The 25,116-nt window shown below is 42.7% G+C and carries 20 protein-coding genes; 9 read left to right on the forward strand and 11 right to left on the reverse strand.

What is annotated here, in order from left to right:
* Positions 1–240 precede the first annotated feature (240 nt).
* Positions 241–636, reverse strand: a complete 396-nt coding sequence (locus AACU32_RS16150) for a hypothetical protein (protein ID WP_096601111.1) — start codon at positions 634–636, stop codon at positions 241–243.
* A 799-nt stretch (positions 637–1,435) separates the two neighbouring features.
* Here AACU32_RS16150 and AACU32_RS16155 point away from each other — a divergent pair.
* The 3 genes from AACU32_RS16155 (at position 1,436) to AACU32_RS16165 (ending at position 5,905) form a co-directional block, all read left to right on the forward strand.
* Positions 1,436–4,909, forward strand: a complete 3,474-nt coding sequence (locus AACU32_RS16155; RefSeq protein ID WP_339377960.1) for a CHAT domain-containing tetratricopeptide repeat protein — start codon at positions 1,436–1,438, stop codon at positions 4,907–4,909.
* A gap of 45 nt (positions 4,910–4,954) precedes the next feature.
* Positions 4,955–5,164, forward strand: a complete 210-nt coding sequence (locus AACU32_RS16160; RefSeq protein WP_339377961.1) for a hypothetical protein — start codon at positions 4,955–4,957, stop codon at positions 5,162–5,164.
* Between the two features lie 213 nt (positions 5,165–5,377).
* Positions 5,378–5,905: an SH3 domain-containing protein gene (locus AACU32_RS16165; protein ID WP_339377962.1), complete on the forward strand. Its 528-nt coding sequence runs from the start codon at positions 5,378–5,380 to the stop codon at positions 5,903–5,905.
* An 87-nt stretch (positions 5,906–5,992) separates the two neighbouring features.
* Here the strand turns inward: AACU32_RS16165 and AACU32_RS16170 are convergent, their stop codons facing one another.
* Together AACU32_RS16170 and AACU32_RS16175 are read right to left on the reverse strand one after the other, a co-directional pair.
* Positions 5,993–8,161, reverse strand: coding sequence for a malectin domain-containing carbohydrate-binding protein (locus tag AACU32_RS16170; RefSeq protein ID WP_096601115.1), 2,169 nt, complete (start codon positions 8,159–8,161; stop codon positions 5,993–5,995).
* Positions 8,162–8,372: 211 nt separating this feature from the next.
* Entirely contained in the window at positions 8,373–8,861 is a 489-nt protein-coding gene (locus AACU32_RS16175; protein WP_096601117.1) for a hypothetical protein, read from the reverse strand.
* 46 nt (positions 8,862–8,907) lie between these two features.
* Here AACU32_RS16175 and AACU32_RS16180 point away from each other — a divergent pair, with 46 nt between their 5' ends.
* The gene (locus AACU32_RS16180) at positions 8,908–9,483 is read left to right on the forward strand and encodes a TetR/AcrR family transcriptional regulator (RefSeq protein ID WP_096601119.1); all 576 of its coding nucleotides are present in this window, start codon (positions 8,908–8,910) and stop codon (positions 9,481–9,483) included.
* A 370-nt stretch (positions 9,484–9,853) separates the two neighbouring features.
* Positions 9,854–10,747, forward strand: coding sequence for a cation diffusion facilitator family transporter (locus tag AACU32_RS16185; RefSeq protein WP_096601121.1), 894 nt, complete (start codon positions 9,854–9,856; stop codon positions 10,745–10,747).
* Between the two features lie 83 nt (positions 10,748–10,830).
* On the opposite strand, the gene AACU32_RS16190 is transcribed toward AACU32_RS16185, so the two are convergent.
* Together AACU32_RS16190 and AACU32_RS16195 are read right to left on the reverse strand one after the other, a co-directional pair.
* The gene (locus AACU32_RS16190) at positions 10,831–12,708 is read right to left on the reverse strand and encodes an ABC transporter ATP-binding protein (protein ID WP_096601123.1); all 1,878 of its coding nucleotides are present in this window, start codon (positions 12,706–12,708) and stop codon (positions 10,831–10,833) included.
* A 271-nt stretch (positions 12,709–12,979) separates the two neighbouring features.
* Entirely contained in the window at positions 12,980–13,543 is a 564-nt protein-coding gene (locus tag AACU32_RS16195; protein WP_096601125.1) for a single-stranded DNA-binding protein, read from the reverse strand.
* Positions 13,544–13,748: 205 nt separating this feature from the next.
* On the opposite strand from AACU32_RS16195, the gene AACU32_RS16200 reads away from it, so the two are divergent.
* Together AACU32_RS16200 and AACU32_RS16205 are read left to right on the forward strand one after the other, a co-directional pair.
* A complete protein-coding gene (locus AACU32_RS16200) occupies positions 13,749–13,904 on the forward strand; it encodes a hypothetical protein (protein WP_339377963.1) in 156 nt (51 codons plus the stop codon).
* Positions 13,905–13,964: 60 nt separating this feature from the next.
* Positions 13,965–14,177, forward strand: coding sequence for a hypothetical protein (locus AACU32_RS16205; RefSeq protein ID WP_339377964.1), 213 nt, complete (start codon positions 13,965–13,967; stop codon positions 14,175–14,177).
* A gap of 288 nt (positions 14,178–14,465) precedes the next feature.
* Here the strand turns inward: AACU32_RS16205 and AACU32_RS16210 are convergent, their stop codons facing one another.
* A complete protein-coding gene (locus AACU32_RS16210; RefSeq protein WP_096601129.1) occupies positions 14,466–15,698 on the reverse strand; it encodes an FAD-dependent oxidoreductase in 1,233 nt (410 codons plus the stop codon).
* Positions 15,699–15,888: 190 nt separating this feature from the next.
* Between AACU32_RS16210 and AACU32_RS16215 the strand changes: the two genes are divergently transcribed.
* Positions 15,889–17,232, forward strand: coding sequence for an ABC transporter ATP-binding protein (locus AACU32_RS16215; RefSeq protein WP_096601131.1), 1,344 nt, complete (start codon positions 15,889–15,891; stop codon positions 17,230–17,232).
* A gap of 98 nt (positions 17,233–17,330) precedes the next feature.
* Here the strand turns inward: AACU32_RS16215 and AACU32_RS16220 are convergent, their stop codons facing one another.
* The 4 genes from AACU32_RS16220 to AACU32_RS16235 form a co-directional block, all read right to left on the reverse strand.
* On the reverse strand, positions 17,331–17,591 hold the full coding sequence (locus AACU32_RS16220) for a hypothetical protein (protein ID WP_096601133.1): 261 nt from the start codon (positions 17,589–17,591) through the stop codon (positions 17,331–17,333).
* Positions 17,592–17,660: 69 nt separating this feature from the next.
* Positions 17,661–18,557 carry a hypothetical protein gene (locus tag AACU32_RS16225; protein WP_096601136.1) on the reverse strand — a complete coding sequence of 299 codons (897 nt, stop codon included), beginning with the start codon at positions 18,555–18,557 and terminating at the stop codon, positions 17,661–17,663.
* A gap of 333 nt (positions 18,558–18,890) precedes the next feature.
* Positions 18,891–19,115: a hypothetical protein gene (locus tag AACU32_RS16230; RefSeq protein WP_096601138.1), complete on the reverse strand. Its 225-nt coding sequence runs from the start codon at positions 19,113–19,115 to the stop codon at positions 18,891–18,893.
* A 522-nt stretch (positions 19,116–19,637) separates the two neighbouring features.
* Positions 19,638–20,093 carry a Spy/CpxP family protein refolding chaperone gene (locus AACU32_RS16235; protein ID WP_096601140.1) on the reverse strand — a complete coding sequence of 152 codons (456 nt, stop codon included), beginning with the start codon at positions 20,091–20,093 and terminating at the stop codon, positions 19,638–19,640.
* A gap of 1,127 nt (positions 20,094–21,220) precedes the next feature.
* Between AACU32_RS16235 and AACU32_RS16240 the strand changes: the two genes are divergently transcribed.
* Entirely contained in the window at positions 21,221–22,393 is a 1,173-nt protein-coding gene (locus tag AACU32_RS16240) for a metallophosphoesterase (RefSeq protein ID WP_096601142.1), read from the forward strand.
* Between the two features lie 130 nt (positions 22,394–22,523).
* Here the strand turns inward: AACU32_RS16240 and AACU32_RS16245 are convergent, their stop codons facing one another.
* Entirely contained in the window at positions 22,524–25,052 is a 2,529-nt protein-coding gene (locus tag AACU32_RS16245; protein WP_096601144.1) for a mannose-1-phosphate guanyltransferase, read from the reverse strand.
* Positions 25,053–25,116: the final 64 nt, after the last annotated feature.

The following is a 25,116-nucleotide window of genomic DNA, read 5'->3' on the forward strand; positions in this document are numbered from 1 at the left end:
ACTTTGAGAGATTTTTTCCGGTTCCCCCCTTATTAAGGGGAGCCAGCGTCGTGGGCGGGTTTCCCGACTTGAGACGACTGGCGTGGGCTAGGGGGGATCAATAAGTGCGAAGATACAGCCAACCACTTTTCAAACAACCTCTGAGATGAACTTCTCCAAAACCTTGCGTAATACCAATTAAAAAAAAGAATGTCACAAATGGGTAGGGGCACAGCACTGCTGTGCCCTCCAAATGATTTACTATACGCCTTCCACCGGATCAACAGTTGCTTTTTCTGCAACGCCTTTTAACCGGGTGATAGTGCCTTTGCGGATGCGATCGCTTTTCCGCACGCCACCAGCCATCACATACTCTTGGCTATCTTTTCCGTATTTTACCGCAACTGCCATCAGCATCGTTTCACACAAAGCGCCCAAGTTTTTTTCTAGCTCTGCAATATCTTTTTTGGCAGCATTAATTACAGCCAGAGCAGTGTTATGAGTATTCAGCTTATTACGTAACTGCTCAATTTGTTGTTGCATATTCTGCAAGCTGTTAGCATTGCCAAAATCGATATTTGGATCGATGGCTTGCAGTCCAGAAACTCTAAGTTGAGCTTTTTTTAGAATGGGAGATGACTGTTTGGGACGCATAATAGATGCACTCCTAATAAATGTTCTAGTGTTAGCTTGTCTTAAACAAGCTGTATTCCGGCTCAGGGAAATTCACAAATTTTTGGCTTTTTTTTACAAAATTTTGGAATACAATTATGTAATTATGCGTAAACTATAGCCAGCCCCCTAAGGGAAGTCAAAAGACACAAATCCATTCAGGTTATTGATGAATGAGATAACGGAGATAAGAAACGTTATAACTTTCATCACAAATGCATTAATGGTTCTTATGGATGAAGTTAGTGTCATAAGTAACGTTATAACGTTCGTCACATCTCTGATAACGTTACTTATGAATGAAGTAACAGCAATAAGTAACCTAATAACGTTTGTCGGATCTCCTATCAGGTTCTCTATGGATGAGGTAACGTTGGTGACGAAAACGACAAATGCGTAGACAGTTCTCAATTGCTGAGAATACAGATCATTCGTAGGGGCATGGCACTGCCATGCCCTATGGTGTATGCATCCGAACGAGAATCGCTATAGATCCGCACTATGGAGGGTTTAGCACTGCTAAACCCCTACGATCAGTGTGTTTGCTTCATAACTGAGAATACAGATTCATTCGTAGGGGCATGGCACTGCCATGCCCTATGGTGTAATGCATCCGAACGAGAATCGCTATATATCCGCGCTATGGAGGGTTTAGCACTGCTAAACCCCTACGATAGGTGTGTTTGCTTCATAACCTAATTCTCAACTGCATAAGCCCTCAAGCCTCAGAGATATATAATCGCAACACCGAAAAACTCAGCACCAACAGCGTCAGCAGATTCTTATGCTCAGACAACTTTCATTAAATCTTCAAAAAATATCCAAAAAACTACTGATAAACCCTGCAATACTAGCTACTACAGCCAAAAGCCAGCTTTCCCGCTTACGAACTACGAATTATAAAGTGTTTGCCAACCGTACCAGGAAGCAGAAAGACTTGTCTCCTCAATTATCCCAGCCACAACCCCCCAAGCGTAACCCTATGAAATTGCTAACTTGGTCAATCGCTACAGCAATGACATTAGGACTACTGGTAAGTATACCCAGGGAAGTTGCAGGAGTTACCCAACCACCACTATCAGCCCAACAGTCCGCAGAGTTAGCCGAAGTCGAGCGACTGAATGAACAAGTGGTGCAGTTGTATCAGCAAGGCAAATACAGTGAAGCCATCCCCCTGGCAGAAATAGCTTTAGCGATTCGGGAGAAAGTACTGGGTCAAGAACATCCCGATGTGGCAGAAAGCCTAAATAATTTAGCATTACTTTACTACTCACAGGGGAGTTATGCCAAAGCTGAACCGCTTTACCTCCGCTCTCTAGCGATTTGGGAGAAAGTACTGGGTCAAGAACATCCCAATGTGGCATCTAGCCTGAACAATTTAGCAGAACTTTACAGGGAACAGGGGAGTTATGCTAAAGCCGAATCCCTTTACCTCCAGTCTTTGGCGATTCGAGAGAAAGTGCTGGGGAAAGAACATCCCGATGTGGCTACTAGCCTCAACAATTTAGCAGCACTTTACGAATCACAGGGAAATTATGCCAAAGCTGAACCGCTTTATCTACGCGCCCTGGCGATTCGGGAGAGAGTACTGGGTCAACAACATCCACTTGTGGCATCTAGCCTCAACAATTTAGCAGGACTTTACGAGTCACAGGCAAGTTATGCCAAAGCCGAACCCCTTTACCTGCGCTCTCTGGCGATTCGGGAGAAAGTACTGGGTCAAGAACATCCACTTGTGGCATCTAGCCTCAACAATTTAGCAGCACTTTATGAGTCCCAGGGGAATTATGCTAAAGCTGAACCACTTTACCTGCGCTCTCTGGCTATTTACGAGAAAGTACTGGGTCAACAACATCCACTTGTGGCATCTAGCCTCAACAATTTAGCAGAACTTTACCGAGTACAGGGAAATTATGCTAAAGCCGAACCCTTTTACCTGCGCTCTCTGGCGATTCGGGAGAAAGTACTGGGTCAAGAACATCCACTTGTGGCATCTAGCCTCAACAATTTAGCAGCACTTTACCAGTCACAGGGGAGTTATGCCAAAGCTGAACCGCTTTACCTACGCTCCCTGGCGATTCTAGAGAAAGTACTAGGTCAAGAACATCCCGATGTCGCACAAAGCCTGAACAATTTAGCAGAGCTTTACAGGGAACAGGGGAATTATGCTAAAGCCGAACCCCTTTACCTGCGCTCTCTGGTGATTTGGGAGAAAGTACTGGGTCAAGAACATCCCGATGTGGCAGGTAGCCTCAACAATTTAGCAGAACTTTACCGGGAACAGGGGAATTATGCCAAAGCTGAAACCCTGTACCTGCGCTCTCTGGGGATTTGGGAGAAAGTACTGGGTCAAGAACATCCTAATGTGGCAGGTAGCCTCAACAATTTAGCATTACTTTATTGGGCAAAGGGTGATATCAATCGCACTACTGATTTTCTCACCCGCGCACTCGCAATTCAAGAACAAAATTTGCAACTCATCTATGCTGTGGGTTCAGAACAAAGAAAACAAAACTACGCTCAAACCTTTAGCGGCAGTACAGACATTTCTGTTTCCCTCGCCCTACAACAATCTCCCAAAAATCCCACATTAGCCAAACTCGCCCTAACTACTGTACTGAGGCGTAAAGGACGGGTGCTAGATGCCATGACTGACACAGTGCAGACATTACGCACCCAGTTAGCAGCCAACCCAGAAACCAAAAAGCTGTTTGATGATTGGTTGAACGTGCAGCAACAGTTAGCCGCCCTAGTATATCGCGGCAAGGGAGAAGTAAAATTTGAAGTTTATCAAGCTCAAATTAAACAACTAGAAGCCCAAAAAGAACAGTTAGAAGAACAGGTAAGTGCTAAAAGTGCCGAGTTCCGCCAAGCAATTCAACCAGTGGAATTAGCTGCTATCCAAGCCCAAATTCCCCAGGATGCTGCACTGGTGGAAATTGTGCAATATCAGCCAGTTAATCCCAAAGCTAAAAAAGACAGCGAAAAATTTGGTAAATCGCGTTATGCAGCAGCAGTGTTGCGTGCTGCGGGGGAACCGAAGTGGGTTGATTTGGGTGATGCTGCAACTATTGATAAATCTGTTGCGAGTTTCCGCCAGGTTTTGGTATCTCCTCCTCTAATTAGTCAAGGAATTGAAGAAGGCGGTGGGGACACTGAGCGAAGTCGAAGTGTCCCCTCTGCCTTTCTTAATAACACTAATTCCAAACAACGGGGTGGAATTATACCCAAACCAGTTGATGGTAAAACCTCTGTATCTCGCCTCCAGAAAGCCGCCCGCGCTTTAGATGAGCAAATCATGGCTCCCATCCGTCCCCTGTTAAGCGATGCGCGTCACCTGTTGCTTTCACCAGATGGACAGTTAAACTTGATACCCTTTGAAGCCTTCAAAGATGAGCAAAATCAATATCTACTCCAACGTTACGCTTTCTCTTACCTCACCACTGGGCGAGATTTACTCAGCTTGCAAACCACAGCCAAAGTAGCCGCAAATCCTGTAGTCTTTGCAAATATCGACTACGATCAACAAGATACCACTGTTGCAGCCAAATCCCGTGGTGCAAATCAGCGTTCTATTGACTTTGCTAATTTAACATTTGGCTCATTAACATCAACTTTAGCAGAAGGGCAACAAATCCAAAAGATTTTCCCCCAAGCAAGCCTGATATTAGGAAAACAAGCCACAGAAGCCGCGATTAAACAATTAAACGCACCCAGAATTTTACATTTAGCTACTCATGGGTTCTTTTTACCAGATGAAGAAGTTAAACCCCCAAGCAATAATTTTAATCAGCAATTAGAAAAAGCCCCAGCTTTAAATGTAGAAAATCCCTTATTACGTTCTGGCTTGGCTTTAGCTGGTGTCAATAACCGTCAAAATAAACAAAAAACTGATACAGATGATGGAGTTCTCACGGCTTTAGAAGTTGCAGGTTTAAATTTACGGGGTACAGAATTAGTAGTTTTATCTGCTTGTGAAACTGGGCTTGGTGATGTGAAAATTGGTGGCGGTGTTTACGGGTTGCGGCGTGCTTTGGTAATTGCAGGTTCGCAAACTCAACTGTTAAGTTTATGGCAAGTTGCTGATGATGGTACTAAATATTTAATGGTGAAATATTATGATAAATTGCGAGCGGGAAAGGGTAGACATGAAGCGTTGCGAGAGGTGCAGTTAGAGTTACTCAAGAATCCGCAATATCAGCATCCTTATTATTGGGCGAGTTTTATTCCTTCCGGCAATTGGCGGGCGATGAAGTAACCTACTAACCTAGATAGCGATCGCTTGCGACAATTATCTACAGCCATGAACTACCCTACTCTACTACGCCTGTGGCTGGGTTATGCGATCGCGTCACCCACTATCACTATCGGGTTTCTTTGTGCCCACAATAAAACAATCAAGGTTTTAACCATAGGTAAACAGTACCCATCAGACAAAAATTTTGATATGTTTGTATTTTTTAATAAAACTTGCAAAAAGTTATTATTTTTTTATGTTTTGTTAGCCAAATAGCAATATTTTATTTACTCAAAGTTAATTACTATATTGCATTTAATAGTGAAAAGGTGAATATTTTTAATATAAATTAAAATTAAGGATATTGAATCTGGAAAAAAAATATGGTTCTCATTCGAGCCTAACTCGATCCGTTAACATATGAGCTAGAAATAAGACATCAATGTTAATATTGGTGCCCTGAAATCGAAGCTTATTAGGACAAAAAAAGTGAAAAACCAAGTATTGAGGGTAGCTACCGGATTAGCACTTATATGTACTAGTGTAACTATCAACACGGGTATAGCTAATCAAATGGTCTTAGCAAAAACCACAAATCCCACAAAGTGTAATATTTATGCCTACGTTAATGTCTCATCTGGACAAGCTTTAAATGTGCGCACTGGCGCAAGTACCCAAAATAAAATTTTAGGACAAGTACCTGTTAACGATACTGTTAAGGTTGTGGCTGTTGTACCAAATTGGGCAAAGGTGACTAATGCTAGTGGTGGTTTTAAAGGTACTGGGTGGGTATCTTTGCCAAAGTTAGGTCTCTCGACAAAAGGCTATGGTACTAAAGGTGTGAAACTTTATGCCAAAACTAATCAGAACAGCCAAGTAATCGTTCGCGTTCCTCCTAATACAAGTGTTAATTTATTAGGCTGTCAAGGAGGATGGGCGCTGGTGGAATATAAAGGAATTAAAGGTTGGTTGGTCAGAGAAGATCAATGTGGTGCAGCCCTTACCAGTTGTTCTTGATATTTTACAAGAAAATAGGCTGATCGCTATCCTGATGAGCAATTATAAGCATTGACTGCATGTGGATGCGATCGCCTTTTTTGTCAATTAAAAAACCTCAAAAACGTTAGAATTGCTGTACGCTGCTTTCACACCACCGCCTGCAACCCAAATTTCTCCACCATAAACTACAGGGAAAATGCCATGTCTAGCAGTTGGCATAGGTTTACCAACTCGCCAAGTATTGGTTTTTGGGTTGTAAATATCGACACGATTGTAAACACCATTACCAGCTGTACCTCCACCACTGCGAGTTTCGCCGCCCATTACATAGAACTCGCCGTTGAGATAAGCAGCTTTACCTGTCCCGCCTCTTGCTTGTGGCAGAGGCTTGAGCGATGAGCCAGCATCTAGACTGGATGTCCAGGTGTTAGTAGCAGGATCGTAGATTTCTACAGTATCGAATCCATTAGATACAGAATTACCGCCTTGACGACCACCAAATATATATAGTTTACTGCCATCCGTACCCGATGCTGAATGATTAAGTCCCTGTTTCATCGGTGCTAGCATTGTCCAAGTATTCGTTGATGGATTGTATTTAGCTACTTGATTAGTCGTAGAAGAACCAATAATTCCACCAGCTACATATATTTCCCCATTAATGACAGCAGATGAACTAGAGCCTGGTGCAAAAGGCATATTAGCACCTAAACTCCACTTATTAGTGACTGGATCGTAGATTTGTACTTTCCCATTGGCACCACTACCTAAACCTCCCAGTAGGTAGAGTTTCCCATTGAAAACTTCGGCTGCATGGTGATTGCCTGCCAATGGTCTAACAGCGACATTACTCCAGGTTCCACTTGCCACATTGTAGGCAAGGGTGGCCTTGTTAGCTTCACCTACAACATAAATTATGCCGTTAATTACGCCCGAACTCACTTCACCCAGGGATACGGGCATTTTTGCAGGCGAATCCCAGATACCTGGAGTTGTTAAAGAATTTCCGGAAGAGATGTTGACTGTAAATGTTCCTAAAGTACCGCTTTGGAGATAGTTATTGCTGGTGTCGCTAACTTGATTGGCTTGTACTGACACAGTATAAGTTCCGTTATCAGCAGCGTCCCAGCTACCACCAGGAGCAGTAAATTGGTAGGTGGCTGTTCGCGGTGTACCGTTATTATTGGTATTTACGTTTACTAATGTTACCGACGGCTTATATCCATTGGGGCCTGTGACTACAATATCTTGAGAATCCAGGGTAGATACATTTACTCCGACGTTATCAGTATAGGAAACCGTCAAGTTTTGAGTTTTGCCACCACTAGTAGTGATATTTGCAGCAGCTAAACTTGCTTTTGGTGGTGTTGAGTCTGTTTGGTTAGGGGAAAGAAATTCAATGTAATCAAACCTTGCGTACTCTGACTTGTTTTGTGTACCTTTGATCGCAATTAAATCTCCAGGCTTGAGTGCTAGCGCAGTAGCAACGGTTCGACGTACAAAAGTCTGGGTGGTGGCTTTATTACTGCCCAGGTTCTGGTCAAGATTCCATGTATCTACCTGCTTACCGCCAATATTCACGGCAAAATTACCAACTCCGTCATTTTCGTCATAGTAACCGGCTACGATATTGTAGATACCAGCAGCACCATTAAAAGTAGTGGTGGCTGTGCCTGTTTTACCCGAAAGGCTAACGACCTTGCCACCAGAAGCGACACTATTCGATTCAACCTTGTAGTTTGTCAGTGCCATGTTTTCTGCTTCTAGGCGAATCGCTACTGCTGGTGCCGTTGCTTGTAGTGTTGCTAGTGGTGTTGGTTCTGACATAGGAATAACCTCAATATCAGAAACTTTTGCATTGTCTACACTAGCCAAAAAGTCTATATTGAGTGTCCCATCTGTAACCTGAACGTCTACTGATTTTCTCAGTGCTGTATTTACCCCTGCTTGGGCAAGGATATCCAGGTTTTTGATGACAGATTCACCTTCAATATTCACATCAAAAACCCGCTGCCCTGGACTAGACCAGAAAATCTCCGCAAAGTCCAGATTTACTGTGTAAGTACCACTACTGGATATGGGAATATTGTACGAAAACTCTTTTCCGGAACGTTCTGTCTGATACAGTAGTGGATCGCTGCTACCACTAATAGGTTTGTTTGTAGCAGAAGTATCACTAGTCGTAAAATAAGCGTCTTTTGCCCAAACATTGCCGGAAATATCCGTATAGGTATCTCCACCAGCATTAATTCTGATAGTTGACTCTGATAACATATTTTCCTCAGGGGTTTTGTCCTTGCTACTAAGCTTTATGACTAAGGAAACAGCTCAAACAGTACGCTCAAAGATGTGGGTTTGAACATTTCAATGTCTTATAAGCTACAAAGCTTTTTGCTATTTTCTACTGAAATATCCTGATAATATTAAAATCTTATTCATAAATGATGCTGAAGATATAAAGAGACTGTATTTTTTTAGTAAAGCCTTATTTGATCAATGGTAAAAGGTCAAACTCTTGGCGAATATCTAAAAGCGATCGCTCTAGTAATGGCTCAAACTCCAGAAACGGCAGCAGCTTTTGACGATTGCGTGTTTTGAACCAAATGGGAATTAACTCGACAATCACCGCCGGGAGTACTCTCAAAATTGATCCATACAGCCAGAGTGCCCCTTTCTCTTTGATCAAATCGTCATACATGACATCAACTGCGGGTGAATTTTTCATCCTCAGATAAGTCCCAAAGGTACATTCGCTCGTCCACCAAAACAGTGGCAGGATTTTTAACTCATCGTACATTCCCGTGTCGCAACCATAAATGACATGACCAACATCGTGCGCCCGTAAAATTTTGGCAAAATCTGAGGGTTGAGTCGCTGGATCTGTGACGTGGGGATTGAAGGCGTAGTACTCTGCCAACCCTTCTCGCAGTGTTTGAGTACTCTGTTTGTCCATGTAGCGGGGTTGTTGGCTCATATTTTAATTTTGATACGAGACAGTTCCGTAAATTATAATAACACCTATGAGCAACCGTGATAAAAAAGCACCAGGAAGACCTCGCAGTATCCAATCCCATCAAGCTATGCTGCAAGCCACTTTAGAACTGCTGGCAGAAGTGGGCTTTGATGTGATGAGTATGGATGCGATCGCCGCCCGTGCAGGGGTTGGCAAGGCAACTATCTACCGCCGCTACAACGGTAAGGCAGAACTTGTAGCGGATGCGATCGAGAGTTTGCGAGAGGAAGTACTTATTCCGGATACGGGAAATCTACAACAAGATCTAGATGCCTTAATCGAAAACGCTGCCCAAATTACCCTCAGCCCTCTCGGAAGACAAACGGTTGCCATGATTATTAGCAGTGCATCAAGCAATCCGGAGTTTGCTGAGATTTACTGGACAAAATATCTGCAACCGCGACGACAAGCCTTTGCTGTGGTATTAGAACGAGCCAAAGCCAGACAGGAAGTACAGGTAGACCTTGATCCTGGCTTAGTTTTCGACACAATGAGCGGTATCATGCTTTACGCCTTAATTTTTCCACCGACTTCTGAGTCTTGGACAGAATATGTGCGTCGCGCCCTCAATCAGCTTTTTTAGCGGAGTTTCGGGCTAAAGGAGGGGAAAGGTTAAAGGGTAAATGTCAAAACTTTTACTCCTTCTTAAGATAGTTATGTTTATTTCCAGTGGTTGACTGAGAATTCACGAGAGTATCAATTTACCTGAATCTACTAAAAGTCAGAGAATCTCAAAATTAAATTGTTGCTATTAATTAGCTATAAGACAAAAAGCAAGTACTAATAAATAGTCGGCTTTTAGCAGTTGTTAATTATAATTAATGTCAATAATTTTATAAAAAAAATTTAGTCTGTAGAGAGATGTATCTTTTAATCAAAAATAGTTTGATACTTAATTAATGACAATTTGAGTTTTAATTAAAAAACGTAGAACTTGATGTTAAAAATAATTTATGACTTACGATAACCGCGCGGTGGTACGCAAGGTTCTAATTATCACCTTACTGTTAAACCTGTTTGTCATGGCATTGAAAGCTGTTGTGGGTTACTCAACAGGTTCTCTTAGCTTGCTAGCTGATGCGTTACATAGTGTCACAGATAGCGCCAACAATGTTTTAGGATTAATTACGAGTAAGTTTTCTTCGCCACAACCCGATCGCGAGCATCCCTACGGACACCAAAAATTTGAAGCTGTGGGTGCTTTGGGAATTTCTGCATTTTTAGGAATAGCTTGTTTTGAAATTCTCCAAGGAGCAGTCGAAAGAATTCTCAAAGGTGGTAAACCTGTAACAATATCAGCAGCAGAATTGTGGTTATTACTAATTGTGCTGGGTGTAAATATTTTTGTGACTTTTTACGAACGCAACGAAGGAAAGCGGGTAGGTAGCCCGATTTTGATTGCTGATGCTACTCATACCATGAGTGATGTGTGGGTAACTATTACCGTCATTGGTGGCTTGATTGGGGTATGGCTAGGTTATCAATGGCTGGATGTCGTTTTAGCTTTTCCTGTAGCTTTGCTGGTATTTTGGAGTGGTTGGTCAGTTTTAAAAGACAATTTACCTTCACTAGTGGATGAAATGGCGATCGCACCTGAAGCCATTAATGCGATCGCTCTTTCGGTTCCAGGAGTGATTAACTGTCATGACATTGCTTCCCGTGGCGTTCTCGGTCGTCAAGTCTTTATAGAAATGCATTTAATTGTCGATGCTTCCGATGTAGAAACCGCCCACCGCATCACCGAAGAAGTAGAAAGACAACTAGAAGAACGTTTCCGACCTGTGAGAATTCTCATTCATGTAGAACCCCCAGCCTACCAATCTGAAGCTATTACTTTTGAAAATTAGTCATTTGTCATTTGTCATTTGTCATTTGTCATTTGTCATTTGTCATTTCCCCGCGTCCCCTTGTCCCCCTGCTCCCCTGCTCTTTACGAAGCGAGCCGATTCCGCCTCCGCTCAGGGCTACCTGTAGGAATGGCGGCGATTAATTTTTGGGTATATTCTTCTTTTGGTTCGCGGTAGATACTTTCGGCTGTACCTTGTTCGACTATTTGACCGCGATTCATGACTAAAATGCGATCGCTCATAAATTTGACTACGCTTAAGTCGTGGGAAATGAAGATATAAGTGAGTTGAAAATCTGACTGCAATTCTTTGAGTAGATTCAATACTTGCGCTTGTACCGATACATCCAGTGCGGAAACTGATTCATCGCAGATAATAAATTTGGGATTTAATGCTAGGGAACGGGCGATGCAAATTCGTTGACGTTGACCACCAGAAAATTGATGAGGATAGCGATTGATTGCATCTGCACTCAATCCCACCCGTTCTAACAGTTCTGCTACCCGTTCTCGCCGTTGTTGCTTTGTCTTCCCGACAGAGTGAATTACCAAGGGTTCGGCGATCGCGTCTCCTACCTTCATCCTCGGATCAAGGGCGCTAAATGGATTTTGGAAGACTATTTGCATTTCCCGCCGGAGTTTTTGCAACGGTTCGCCTTTGAGGGTGGTAATATCTTGTCCCTCAAAGATAATCTGACCACTCATCGGTTCAATTAAGCGCAGCAGAGTTCTCCCCAAAGTGGTTTTACCGCAACCTGATTCTCCTACTAATCCCACTGTTTCCCCAGGTTTGACATCAAAGGAAACGTTATTCACTGCCATAATGTAGCGTTTTGTACCGCCAAATATGCCTTTGATCGGGAAGCCAACTTTGAGATTGCGGACTTCCAACAGAGGTTGTTTTTCGTTGAGGTCAGCTAATCTTTTAACTATCTCTTCGGTGGTAATTTCTGGGGGTGGTGCGGGTGTTTTCTCCTGAATTACCAATCCCGTTGCTGTTTCCTCTGCACTCATGTAGTCGGAAACAGTGAGGAGTTTGTGGGGATGGTGGGTAAGTGTGGGACGGCAAGCAACTAAACCCTTAGTATATGGATGCTGGGGATTGCTAAAAATTGCCGTCGCCGTATTATATTCAACAATTTTGCCTCGATACATCACCGCTACTTGGTCAGCAATTTCCGAAATTAATCCTAAATCGTGGGTGATGAAAATTATTGCCATGTTGCGGCGCTGCTGCAATTCTCGCATCAATTCCAGAATTGTCGCTTGTACTGTTACATCTAAGGCTGTGGTTGGTTCGTCAGCAATCAATAACAATGGGTTGCAGGAAATTGCCATTGCGATCATTACCCGCTGTAACTGTCCTCCAGAAAGTTCATGGGGGTAGCGTTCCAGCATCGATTGTTTATGCTGCTTCACCAAAGAAGCTAGTTTATTTCCCTCTGGCTTAGGTGATTTAAAATTAGTTTGGTTCCAAGTTTCCAGATATTGCTGTGCTATCTGATCATCACTGGGCAGGAGTTTGACTTCTTGCAAAAGTGCGATCGCAATTTGTCGCGCTTCATTTACTGAAACATTCTGATGTCGCAAAATCGCTTCTGTTAGCTGAAACCCAATGTTATAAACTGGATTCAGTGAACTCATCGGTTCTTGAAAAATCATGGCGATGTCACCGCCTCGGTATAGCTGCATTTCCTGTGGCGGTAACTCTACCAAATTAATTGGCGTACCATTTCCTTGAGGGTGAAACCAAACTTCCCCGCCACTAACTCTACCAGGACTTTGTAACAAACCCATGATTGCTAGGGATGTTACTGATTTACCACTTCCCGACTCTCCCACTATTCCTAAAGTCTCTCCCCGATGCAGTTGAAAGGAAATTCCATCAACGGCTTTGAGGATGTTGCCATCACCGGAAAATTCAACTTGGAGATTCCGAACTTCTAGGATAGTTTCTCTCATGGGAACTGGGATGAATCTTTACTAATTAGTTATTTGGAGTTTAACAGTGATTTTGGATGCTGAGTTCTCAATCGCCAAATAATAATAAAAATATAACGGATGTGGGGGATGATTTCACTTTGCGCCTCCAAAACAAATCAACCCTGACATCCGTTTTCAATTATGCATAACTAGGAAATTTCGCGGGGTAAAGGGAAAAGGTTTAGCCCTTACCCTTTCCCCTTTCCGCTTTTCACAGCCCAAATCAAGCATTGTTGATATGACAAGAGTATTAGAAAGGAATATCATCGATATTCGGTTCTTCCACTGCGGGATAAGTAGCCCGTTCAAAATTTGCCGATTGGGGTGCAGGTTCGGGGTTGCTTACTCTGGGAGGAACGCTAGGCTTAGGAGTAGCTGGGGGAGGCGCGGGGCGAGATGATTCATAATTAACCGCGCTAGTTGGTTGCGGAGTGGAAGCTACAGGGGCTGGGGCGGTGGCTGGAGGACGTGAGTAGGTTTCTGTGACGGGGGGGGAACTCAGATTGAAACCGCCGCCGAGGTTTTGAATTTGCTGTACTGTCAATTCAGCCCGTTTTTCTTTAAAACCTTCAGGACGATCGATAGTATTCATCCCTAATCTTCCTACCAAAATGACGCGATCGCCTTGATGGTAGTTTTGCTGAATTTCCGTAGCTAAATTTCCCCACCCAACTACTTTTAAGGTGGCTGGTGCATCTTCCGCTTTTTGGGAATTGGGAAATTGTACAAGCATTTCCGTAACTGCTAAGTTATCTGCTGTATAGCGTAGTTGCGGTTCTTGTACGATTTCCGCCATCAAAATGCAGCTATTCATTAAAAATCCTCCTGATAATCGAAGTTGCTGACTCTTAAGTAAGGTTTTGCTTTGTAGCGCTAATTACTCTCTCTATATTTTTAACTTTGGCATTTTTGATATATATTCTTCATATTTAGTCAGTTTTAACATAAAAGCCAAGCGATGGATGCTTGCGCACCCTTCGCCTGACTAAAGCAAGCATTGAATTCTACAACTGAGTAGTATGATTGTACCATCAGGTTGGGATTTGAGCCAAAAAATATTATTGGGTATTGGGGATGAGGGGGGACAAGGAGGACAAGGTAGCGATGATTGGGGCAAAATGCGTTGTGAATTTATGATGTCTTTTGAGAGTTTGAGGCTGACAGTTGAGTCTTGAAGTCTGGAAGTTGCGCCTTTGAGGGTGGAAGTTGAGCTTTTGAGGCTGAAGGTTGAGCCTTTGAAGCTGAAGGTTGAGCCTTTGAAGCTGAAGGTTGCGCATTTGAAGTTGAAAGTTGGGGCTTTGAAGCTGAAAGTTGAGCCTTTGAAGTTGAAAGTTGCGGCTTTAAGCCTGAATGTTGTATCTTTGAGCCTGAATGTTGCGGCTTTGATCCTGAATGTTGCGGCTTTGAACCTAAAATTTCAAGCATATACCGATTCAATCAATGATTGAATATCATCGATCTTCGTAAAGGGCGGGGAAACCCATTGGTGTCAACTTAAGTCAAAACGCTTATTCCATAGGCATTTTACCCCACCCCTCAATCCCCTCCCCGTTTACGGGGAGGGGACGTTTTGGCTTTTAGACAAAACTGGGGTGGGGTAGCGCGGATCTTGCTGGTACGTGATTTTGTATCAAATCATATCCAGGCAAGGGTTTCACGTTAAGTTGACACGTATGGGGGAAACCCCACCCCTACAAATGACAAATGACCATTGACAAATGACCATTGACCATTGACTAACTTTGAACATGAACCGGGAATACACCCAACCCAATTAATCGGGCGGGGATGTCGCGCAAAATTGGTAAGCGCAGAAAAGCGGGTGGTTGGAAAGTTTGATCGGATGTGAGAATGCGGGTAAATATTTGTTTTTGGATTAAGGTTTGAAATCCTTGAATGATTCTTGTGGGTAATTCCCGTTGGCGTTGGACTTTTGCTAAGTCTTGGATTTGTAAATTTTGGTTTTTAAGTGGTTTAGCGATCGCATTCGCGGTGACGACAGCATCTTGAATTGCGTAGTTAATCCCCACACCACCAACGGGAGACATGACATGGGCTGCATCACCAATGAGTAGCAATCCCGGACGATACCAACGCTTGACGCGACTGGATTCTACGGAAAGAAAGGCTACTTGTGACCAATCGTGTAGATTAAAGATGCGATCATCTAACTCTGGGACAACTGCGACTACAGATTTTTTCAATTCCTCTAAACCAGCAGCCCGTAGTTGTTGATAACCGCCTTTAGGAATAACATAAGCAAGTTGCCATTCTTCACTCCGATCCAGCATAACGAGAATGTGTCCTTTAGCAATCCGTCCCATTCCTCCTTCTGCATCTTCTGGCTGACGCGGTAGACGGAACCAAAGCACATCCATTGGTGGGGAAGTTTCCACAGACTCAAAACCACCCAATTGTCTCAGCTTGGAGTGGCGACCATCTGCACCCACAGTGAGTTTTGAGCGAATTTCATGCCAACCACCACCTCCTCGATAGCGTACACCCTCAACTACCCCATCTTCTATAATTAATTCTTGGACATTTGCCCCCATCACCAACTGAAAACTCGGATATTTTTGCGCTTCTTGGGTGATAAATTCCAGGAATTTCACTTGGGGAAGCATTGTAATGTAGGGGTAATTGGTTTTCAGGTGACTAAAATCTGCCAAAGTCGCGCTATTTTCGGCAGTTTGCAGCCGCAGTTGGCGAATTTTAGTATGGTGTAGTTGCAGCAAGCGATCGCTTAAACCCAATTCCGCCATAATTTCCATTACAGATGGGTGAATTGTGTCACCCCGAAAATCGCGATCGAAGTCTTTGTGTGCTTCTAATAGCATTACAGGAATGCCTTGACGCGCTAACAACAGCGCCAACATAGCCCCAGCCGGGCCACCACCGACAATGCAACAATCAGTGGTTTTGACATCTACAATCTCATGAGCAGGATTTTCAGCTATAGAGTTAGTCATAACCTGACCTTCGGAAAGTCCTAAAATCAAGGTTAGTTGCCTTTTCAGGCTGCAAGCTGTTTTTTTAACTTTTCGTATTCAGGTGTAAGGTGTAAGATCAGCGCTAAACTGTCATCTGTCAGTGGTCAGTTGCCCAATGCCCAATGCCCAATGCCCAATGCCCAATGCCCAATGAGAATCATTAACACTCGTGTCGCAAGTTGTCTTAGAAAATATTTATAAAAGTTTTCCCCCTCGCAAAGGGGAAAGTATTGCCGAGCCAACCCAATCCACCTTATCCTCTGGTAAGAAAATTGATGCACAACGAGAACGTGCAGACAATACCAATGTCCTGCGGCGAATTAATCTGACAATCGCCGATGGGGAGTTTATGGTACTGGTGGGGCCTTCCGGTTGTGGTAAAAGTACCCTATTACGGTTAATTGCTGGCTTGGAGGAAATGACAGGCGGTAATATTTGGGTAGGCGATCGCTTGGTAAATGACCTACCACCCAAGGAAAGAGACATCGCAATGGTGTTTCAAAATTACGCCCTTTATCCCCATATGTCAGTGTATGACAACATCGCCTTTGGACTGCGCCGCCGCTTTGACAGTCAGAGGAATGCTGACGCCAAGAATCAACTCGCCACGCCTCCCCGTTTTCCCATTTCCAAGTCAACTTTATCAACTTGGGCTGAGAATTTTTGCGTGGGGATAACGCGCAATTTACCTAAAGGACTGCGCTACATTTCCCACAAAGAACGGGAAGTAGAACAGCAGGTGCGGAATGTGGCGCAATTGTTGCAAATTGAAGCTTTGCTGAATCGCTTACCCAAACAGCTATCGGGGGGACAAAGACAAAGAGTTGCTTTAGGAAGAGCGATCGCTCGCAATCCCCAAGTATTCTTAATGGATGAGCCGCTGTCTAATTTAGACGCAAAACTACGTGCAGAAACCCGCGCCCAAATTGTCAAATTACAGCGCCAGTTGGGGACAACAACAATTTACGTCACCCACGATCAAACAGAAGCGATGACAATGGGCGATCGCATTGCGATTATGAACCAAGGACAAATTCAGCAAGTTGCTTCTCCCTTAGAACTTTATAATCGCCCAGCCAATCGCTTTGTGGCCGAATTTATTGGTTCACCGCCAATGAATTTCATTCCTGTAAAATTTCATGCACCTCTATTAATTAACCATTCCCAATTTCGTTTTACCCTCCCCGAAATTTGGGGAACCGCCCTGCAAAAATATGATGGCCAAACTTTAATTTTAGGGGTTCGCCCAGAACACTTGACCGTCAGTGTACCCGCTACAAAAAATCTCCCCGTCCTAGTAGATTTAGTAGAAAACTTAGGCAACGATAGTTTTATCAGCGTGAGAATTGCTGAATCCGGTTTTTCTGATAACACAGGTGATTACCTACAAGTGCGCGTCCCACCAGAAAGATTAGTAAATGTTGGCGATCAATTGTGGTTATCCCTAATTCCAGATAAAATCCACTTTTTCGACCCTCTGACCGATTTAGCAATATATCCTACTGCTGAATAGACCGATTGCATAATTCGTTATCGTTGGGTTTTATCGGCAGTTAAACATTAATTTATTGAGTAAATTTAAAGAATTCAGTAAGAAATACTGAATTCTTTTTACAAGAATCTATCTAATAATTCTTCTCGCGTTAGTTGCAGCAATAAAGGAGTTAATTCTTCCGGTGATAATGATGATAAAGGTTCAATAATTCTGTTTAACTCTCCATCTATCGAGGCAAAGCGAACACGCAACAACTCTTCTATAAATGTACGACGTTCTGCTTTCATTCCTTCTTGAATTGCTTGCTGAATTCCTTCGTTGATTCCTTCCTGTCTAGCTTCTGCTAATTTTTGCTCATAAATACGCGATAATCCCATAATTAATACTTTACCCTCTTTATTTTATCTTCATTGTGTAGAAGCTTACTCGACGAGTCAACACTCTTTTTACAAAAATCTATCTAATAATTCTTGTCGCGATAATTGCACTAATAAAGGAGTTAATTCTGCCGATGATAATAATGATAAAGGTTCAATAATTCTGTTTAACTCGCCATCTATAGAGCCAAAGCGAACACGCAACAAATCTTCTATAAATCTACGACGTTCTGCGTTCACTCCTTCTTGAATTCCTTCTTGTTTAGATTCTGCTAATTTTTGCTCGTAAATCGGTGATAAGCGCATAATTAACTCTCTATCCTCTGTATCTATATTTTGATTTACTTCCAAGGTAGTCTTCAAACTCAATAATAAATCGATTGCTTTGGCACGTAAGGGGTTTGTTTGGGGAAGTGCTTCTAGTTCATCTATCGCTTGTTGCTGGACTCTTCCCTTACCTAAAATTCTCAACCATAATGTTTCTTGTGTAATAGGTAGTTGATGAATGGCTACAATTCCTGTGCGGAAATAGTCTCCTAAAAAATGTACTCCCACTCCCCAGTTTTCTCCATCTATACTGGTTCTAAAACCATTCAATATACCTTCAGAGGCTGTCGGCGATAAAATCCACAACTTTGGTAACTCTGATTCGGCGATTTGCTTTTTCTCGACTTTCGATTGACGCTTTGATTCAGCAAAGATATCAAATAATTTATTCATACAACTGCGAATCTCCGCAATTGTAGCCGCATTTCTAAAGGGTTCAATTAATGCAGGTTCAGCCGCCAGTTTTCCTAGCAGCCCTAATTCTATTGTATCCCTTGTTAATTGGGGTGCAGGTGTAAAATACAGATCTATCTCTCGGATTTCCGCCGCCACTTTCCGACTTGTTTCCACCTCTCCTAAGGGTTGTAACAATTCTGTAAGATAATCTTTGGCAAACTGGTCGTAGGGAAACCTAGTCATGAGCTACTTTGTTGACTGTATGACTATTTTACAGGAGTGCGTAGACGTGTAGTAGTGAGTTAAGAGCGATCGCCACTGACTACGGACTAAAATCCAAAATCTAAAATCCAAAATTGATTCACTTGTTTTATCCAAAAACAGAGTTAGCAATATTACCTAAAAATCCATATTCAACCTGAGATTATGATCAATAATCATGATTAAAAACTCTCACCTGTTTGGTGAGAGTTTTTATTACGCGTAATTGTTTTGTAACCTATAGGTTATAAGAGTAATTTAGAGGTAATTAAAAGCTATAAAATAGCACTTATTCCTCTTCTTGCTTCAGCAAAATTAAACTCTCACATAGTGAGCAGGAACCCAGCGCCTACCGTGTTTTGTTTGTTCCCAATGTCCAGGAATCAACTTTTCGTGAATTACTGGACGTGGACGGACAACGACATTATTGCTATGCACCAATGGTCTGACAATGATTTGTGCAGCCGATGCTTGTGATGGTAGCGAGGCAATTGAAAGAGGTAAAGCAAGTATTGTACCCGCTAAAAGGCGTTTCATCATTAATCTCCTTTCAGTTAATTTGAGTTATTTTTCTACAGCATTCTTAATTAATCAGTTAATGCTTACTCTTGGTAAAAACAACATAAGTTTTTGTGTATTTACATCCAATTAATGCTGTTGATCCCAAGTATTGTCTGCTAGCTTTTTAATTAAGCTTGGCTGTATTGATTTAAATATAAAACATTAATTTATGATTTTTATAGGATGAAAGTTATATCTTGAATATGATAAAAGTCATATTTAAATAAATAAATCAAATATAAATATATATATTTTTATGGGTATAGCAAATATTAAAAAATGCACTTCATCTTTAGTTGTTGGAGTGCATTCTCATGAATTATTTTGTTTTCTAAATGGCACATTAGTCATAAAAACTGCTAATCATTTTCATGTATTGAACCAGTTTAGCAGTTTTTATATTCACACTTATGTGAAACTCATATTACTGGTTACAAAAGTGATATTAAAGCACATGATGCTAAAAAATACCCAAATTATGCAGATAATTAATGAATTGGCTCAGCGTTGTTCTCTAGATTCACGGTGTTGTTTGATTTTGGCTTGCTGTTCTGGAGTAAGAATTGCTTGAAACTGTTGCCTTTGAGTGCGTTGAATTTCGCGAATTTTTTGTTGTTGATCTGCTGATAAATTGAGCGAGCGCAATATCCGCAATGACGATTCATTCTGACCTTGAGTTGCAGCTTTAAATTTTTCTTGTTGGTCAGAATTTAAAACAGCAAGTATTTTCGCTTGGGTTTCTTCTCTGATCTGTTTTGCTTTTGCTTTTTGGGTATCGGTTAAATTTAAATCTGCTATTTTATCTGTAAATGTAGTTGTCAGAGCAGAATTTGTCGCCTCTTGGTTAGAGTTATCTGGCGCAACCGAACTGCTAGGTGAAGATAATTGACAACCCGCAGTCAGAATTGCGATCGCAGCAGTACTTAGTATCAATTTCCCATTAAATTTATAGTCCATGAATATACCTCCTGCTGAAATAAAAATCAGCTATATTGAAGCAATTTGTAATTCCTAATTAATCAAATAATTGTCATACGCTCATTCTGTCACACAAAGCTGTGCTTAACGAAGATAACATCCTTAATTGTCTGATCAAGAAGATAAGTAGGAAGGCACAAAGAACAGAAAGGTGTCACAAAAAGCTGCTTTCTGCCTGCTATTATCTGCGTTGATTCAACGATAAACTTTCATGCCCACTTATTTAAGTAGTTATACTTTAATATGGTTTTGAGCCGTAACAGGTCGCAAGGTAGATGCCACACTCAAGTTAATATTAACGCTTATTTTTAACCAAAATATTTATGACTATAGTCATAAATTTAGCCATGACTTTTATCACAAATTTTAACTGCAAGCACTTCTCAATTCTTGCTAACTAGTTATATTTACTTTCTAAATAGGCAAAATTAGAGGGAGTTGGGACATATACCTGATGTCCCTAACTCCCTGAAAATTATTACTTTAGTGCGTAACATTAACGCTAATACACGCTATAAATTTTTGCAGATGAATGATCATAGCAATACACAGAGACATTGGGTATTATTCTCTTGAAATTTGGGGCAATGCGGTATTTATAGGTTGAAATAATTGTTTTTTGTGAAAACCAAAAGTATATCTCACCAAGGATAAATATCTGAATCCATAGCGGTTCCTCATACTAGAATTATATAAAAATAAGTTGAGAAACTTGTGAAGATATCTTCCTGAAAAAACTTGTTTAGAAAGTGAACAGGAAATAAGAAATACAGCAGATTTCGGGTAAATAACAAGTACTAAAGTATCATAAATATTTTACCAATATCCTTAAATACTTGTTAACCAAATTTTAAACTTATATCACTCTTTGGGATATGAAAATCATTGGCACAGAAAACTGGGTTAACCTGGAAAGCTTTATTAAATAAGGCTGTTGCTGAGAATCTTGGTATTTCACTTGGATAATCACCAAGTAATCGCTGAACGAGAAATCAATAGTTTCAGCAATTAAAAATTATTGTCGTATTCATGTAATAATTTTTACACCAATTTTCTGTTTCCATGATACTTGTATCCCATACCTAAGCCCTAAAGAAGTTTAATTAATGGAAATCACAAAGCAAGGCAAGCGCAAGTTTCTTACACTGGCAACAACTCTCACCCTTGCACTGACAGTCGGCAAGGTCGCGCTGGCTGGCAACGGTACCCCCATCAACCAAGGTTCGGCAAACGTCCTCACACTCGCCGTCTACGGTGACTCCCCATACGGCACCACACCCACCGATAATGCACAGTTGAACGCATCGCCGGGTTTCATTGACTCAATCAACAGCGATCCCAAGGTCGATCTCGTCCTGCATATTGGTGACATCCACTCTGGCAAGCAGTACTGCACACAGGCTTACGACCAGGCTATCTTCGACCTCTGGACGCAGTTCAAAGATCCGCTCGTCTACACCCCAGGCGACAACGAGTGGTCAGACTGCCACAAGTCCGGTGAAGGTGGCGGTGTGTACAACAAAGTGACAGGCCAAATCGACTATATACGCGACTCCCTGGGTAATTTCGTTGACTATGCTAAAGGCGATCCCATCGCCAACCTCGACCTCATCCGCTCGATTTTCTTCTCCAACCCCGGAGTCACGCTTGGCGGACGCAAGAAGCAGGTCATTTCCCAGGCGCAAGTCTTCGACCCAATGCACCCGTCGGACGCGAAGTACGTCGAGAACGTTATGTGGGAGCAGTCAAAGGTACTTTTCGTGACCGTGAACATCCCCGGTGGCTCGAACAACGACAACGATGTCTGGTACGCTGCGCCCGTGCAGAGCTTAGCCCAGCAGAAGGAGATTCAGGAGCGGACGGATGCCGACCTGCGCTGGCTCGATGCAGCATTCGCACAGGCTCAAGCGGACGGTGTGCAGGCTGTCCTGATCGCCACCCAAGGTAACATGTGGGATCTAGACGGCAAGCCTTTGTCTCACCTCACGGCGTACGACCCGTTTGTCAAAAAGATCGCTGAGAAGACAAAGGAATTCGCCAAGCCTGTCCTGCTTTTCAACGGGGACTCCCACGAGTACCTGTCAGACAACCCCCTCTCGGCCTCAGATCCGCTTAACTACCTGCACCCCGGCTTCGATGTGCCCAACTTCCACCGCATTGTCGTGCATGGCAGCACCTTACCGCTTGAGTGGCTGAAGTTGACAATCGACCCGCAGGTAAACAACCCCGCCAGCGCGAATGCCTTCGGACCCTTCACCTGGGAGCGCGTGCAGCGATAGATCTGACGGGATGATAGCAATTAGTTACCAAATTGACCCGTCGCATCCCGCGCTCAAGACAATTTTTCCCTCAAAGTCCACAGTTCAGCATCTAAACTTGCTGGACTATGGACTATTGACTATTGACTAATTAAACTTCTGCCGGATGTTGTTCTTGTTGTCTTTCGACAAACATTTGCACACGGGCGCGGTAGTTTCTTAAGGTTTCATCTACCCAATCGCGCTCATTACTGTTGGCAAACAAATGTACTACTGGTTCACTTGCATCTGGTAAAACTAACAGCCAACTGTCATCATAAGGATGACCAATTTTTACCCCATCGATTAATTCTAAGTTTTGGGCGGGGTGAGTTTCGACCAAATAACGCATGAGTGCGCCTTTAGCACTCCAAGGACAACGTACTGTATGAGTTCTGTGAATTACACGGGGTAATTCAGCGCGCACAGTAGCGAGCGATCGCTCTTGAATAGTTAGCATCTCAATTATCTTAGCAATGCAGAACATCGCATCAAATCCCGGATGCAGCTGTGGGAAGATAAAACCAGTATCGCCACTACCAGCCAACACCACATTCGGATATTTTTGTGAAGCCTCCATTAAAGCTGTCGGGTTGGCTTTGGTGCGGATGACTTTACCATCATGACGACGGGCGACTTGTTCTACAGCACTGGAAGCATGAACTGGTACAACTACCGTTCCTCTGGGGTTAGAGGTTAAAATCATGTCCACCATCAGTGCTGTTAACATTTCTCCACGAATTGGCGCACCGGATTCATCTACTAAAATCATCTGTTCGCCATTCGCAGATACCTGAACACCAAAGTTGGCTTTCAACGCCTCCACCACATGTCCTAACTGAGTTAACAGTGCTTCCCGCTCAACTGTGGATACAGCGTGTTTATTCAAGCTAGCGTTCAAAACTACGGCATCTGCACCAAATTTATCTAACATTTGGGGTAATACAGCCCCAGATACAGCATAAACGTAGTCAATTACGACTTTGGCGCGACTGTTGCGCAGAGTAGAAACATGCAATAATTTTTCAAAGGCAGTGCAGTAAAGGTCATTCACTTGGCTGGGATAGGCAACATCACCAATTTCATGAATTTGCGCCCGTCGCATATCTTCCTTAAAGTAAGCTCCCTCAATTTTCTTTTCTTGGGCTTTGGAGATATTAATACCCTTATTATCCATAAATTCAATCAGGATATAGTCAGGGCGATCGGGGTGTACGCGCACATGAATACCACCAGCTACCGACATTGTGGGTATAACTGTGCGAGCTATAGGTACAGCTGTGGCATCAAGATTTTGAATATCAACGCCTACTGACATTAAACCCGCAATGAGCGATCGCGTCACCATCCTCGATATATTGCGTTGATCGCGGGAAACCGTCACCTTAGAACCAGGTTTTAAAGTCGAACCATAAGCTGCTCCCAATTTCACCGCAAATTCGGGAGTGATATCAATATTCGCTAATCCTTGTACACCGCGTTGGCCGAATAAATTCCTTTGGGCAGTATTTCCCCAAATCAAGTTGATGTTTAAAATTGCACCTGATTCAATCTTTTTACTAGGCCACACCCTAATACCAGGGCTGATTTGTGCTTCCTCACCCACCGTAGAAAGCGAACCTACAACAGATGCTTCTAATACATGAGAGCGGCGATCAACACGGGCACCACGGCAAATCACACAAGCCGAAAGTTGTGCTTCCTCGCCAATAATTGCCCCATTCCAAACGATTGGGCGTTTGAGATTGGCATCAGCACCAATAGTAACTTTGTCCCCAATAACAGTTCCCGCTTCAATTTGTACTCTAGCCCCAATCCGGCAATTATCACCAATAACGGCTGGAGATTCAATCACAGCTGTTTGGTCAATATAAGTATTTTGACCCTTCCAGATACCGGGAGAAGTTTCTGTGTAAGCAAAGTCGAGTTTTACCTTACCATATAGCGCATCATACTGCGCCTCTCTATAGGCATCCAAATGACCAACATCACACCAATAACCTTGGGCAATGTAACCATACATTGGTTCATTTTTTGCTAGCAATAAGGGAAATAAATCTTTGGAAAAGTCACATTCTGTGTTTGCTGGCAAATATTCCAAAACTTCTGGTTCCAGGATGTAAGTCCCAGTATTAACTGTATCCGAGAAAATTTCACTAGTAGAGGGTTTTTCTAAAAATCGATTAATTCGACCTTCTTCATCAGTAATCACCACCCCAAATTCAATGGGGTTGGGGACGCGGGTCAAAATTAAAGTAGCTTTTGATTTGTTTTGTTTGTGAAATTCAATAGCTGCTGTTAAATCGAAATCTGTGACACTATCACCGCTAATTACTAAAAAAGTTTCATCTAGAAGTTCGGCAATATTTTTCACACAGCCAGCCGTCCCCAGCGGTTGGTCTTCTTCCACAGCATAAGTCATCTGTACGCCAAAATCACTACCATCTTGAAAGTAGTCTCGCAGGACATCAGGTAAATAATGCAGTGTCGCAATTACTTCTGTGATTTGATGCCGTTTGAGGAGATTGATAATATGTTCAGCAATCGGTCGGTTTAAGATTGGCACCATCGGTTTGGGCAAATCGCAAGTTAAGGGACGAAGCCGCGTTCCCGAACCGCCTGCCATCAGCACTGCACGCATAAATCCTCCTTAGCTATTTGCAGCATTTGCTGCCTTAACACCCGCAATATACGTTGTGTTTTTC

It is taken from the genome of Calothrix sp. NIES-2100 (assembly GCF_963875285.1).
Taxonomy (GTDB): Bacteria; Cyanobacteriota; Cyanobacteriia; order Cyanobacteriales; family Nostocaceae; genus Aulosira.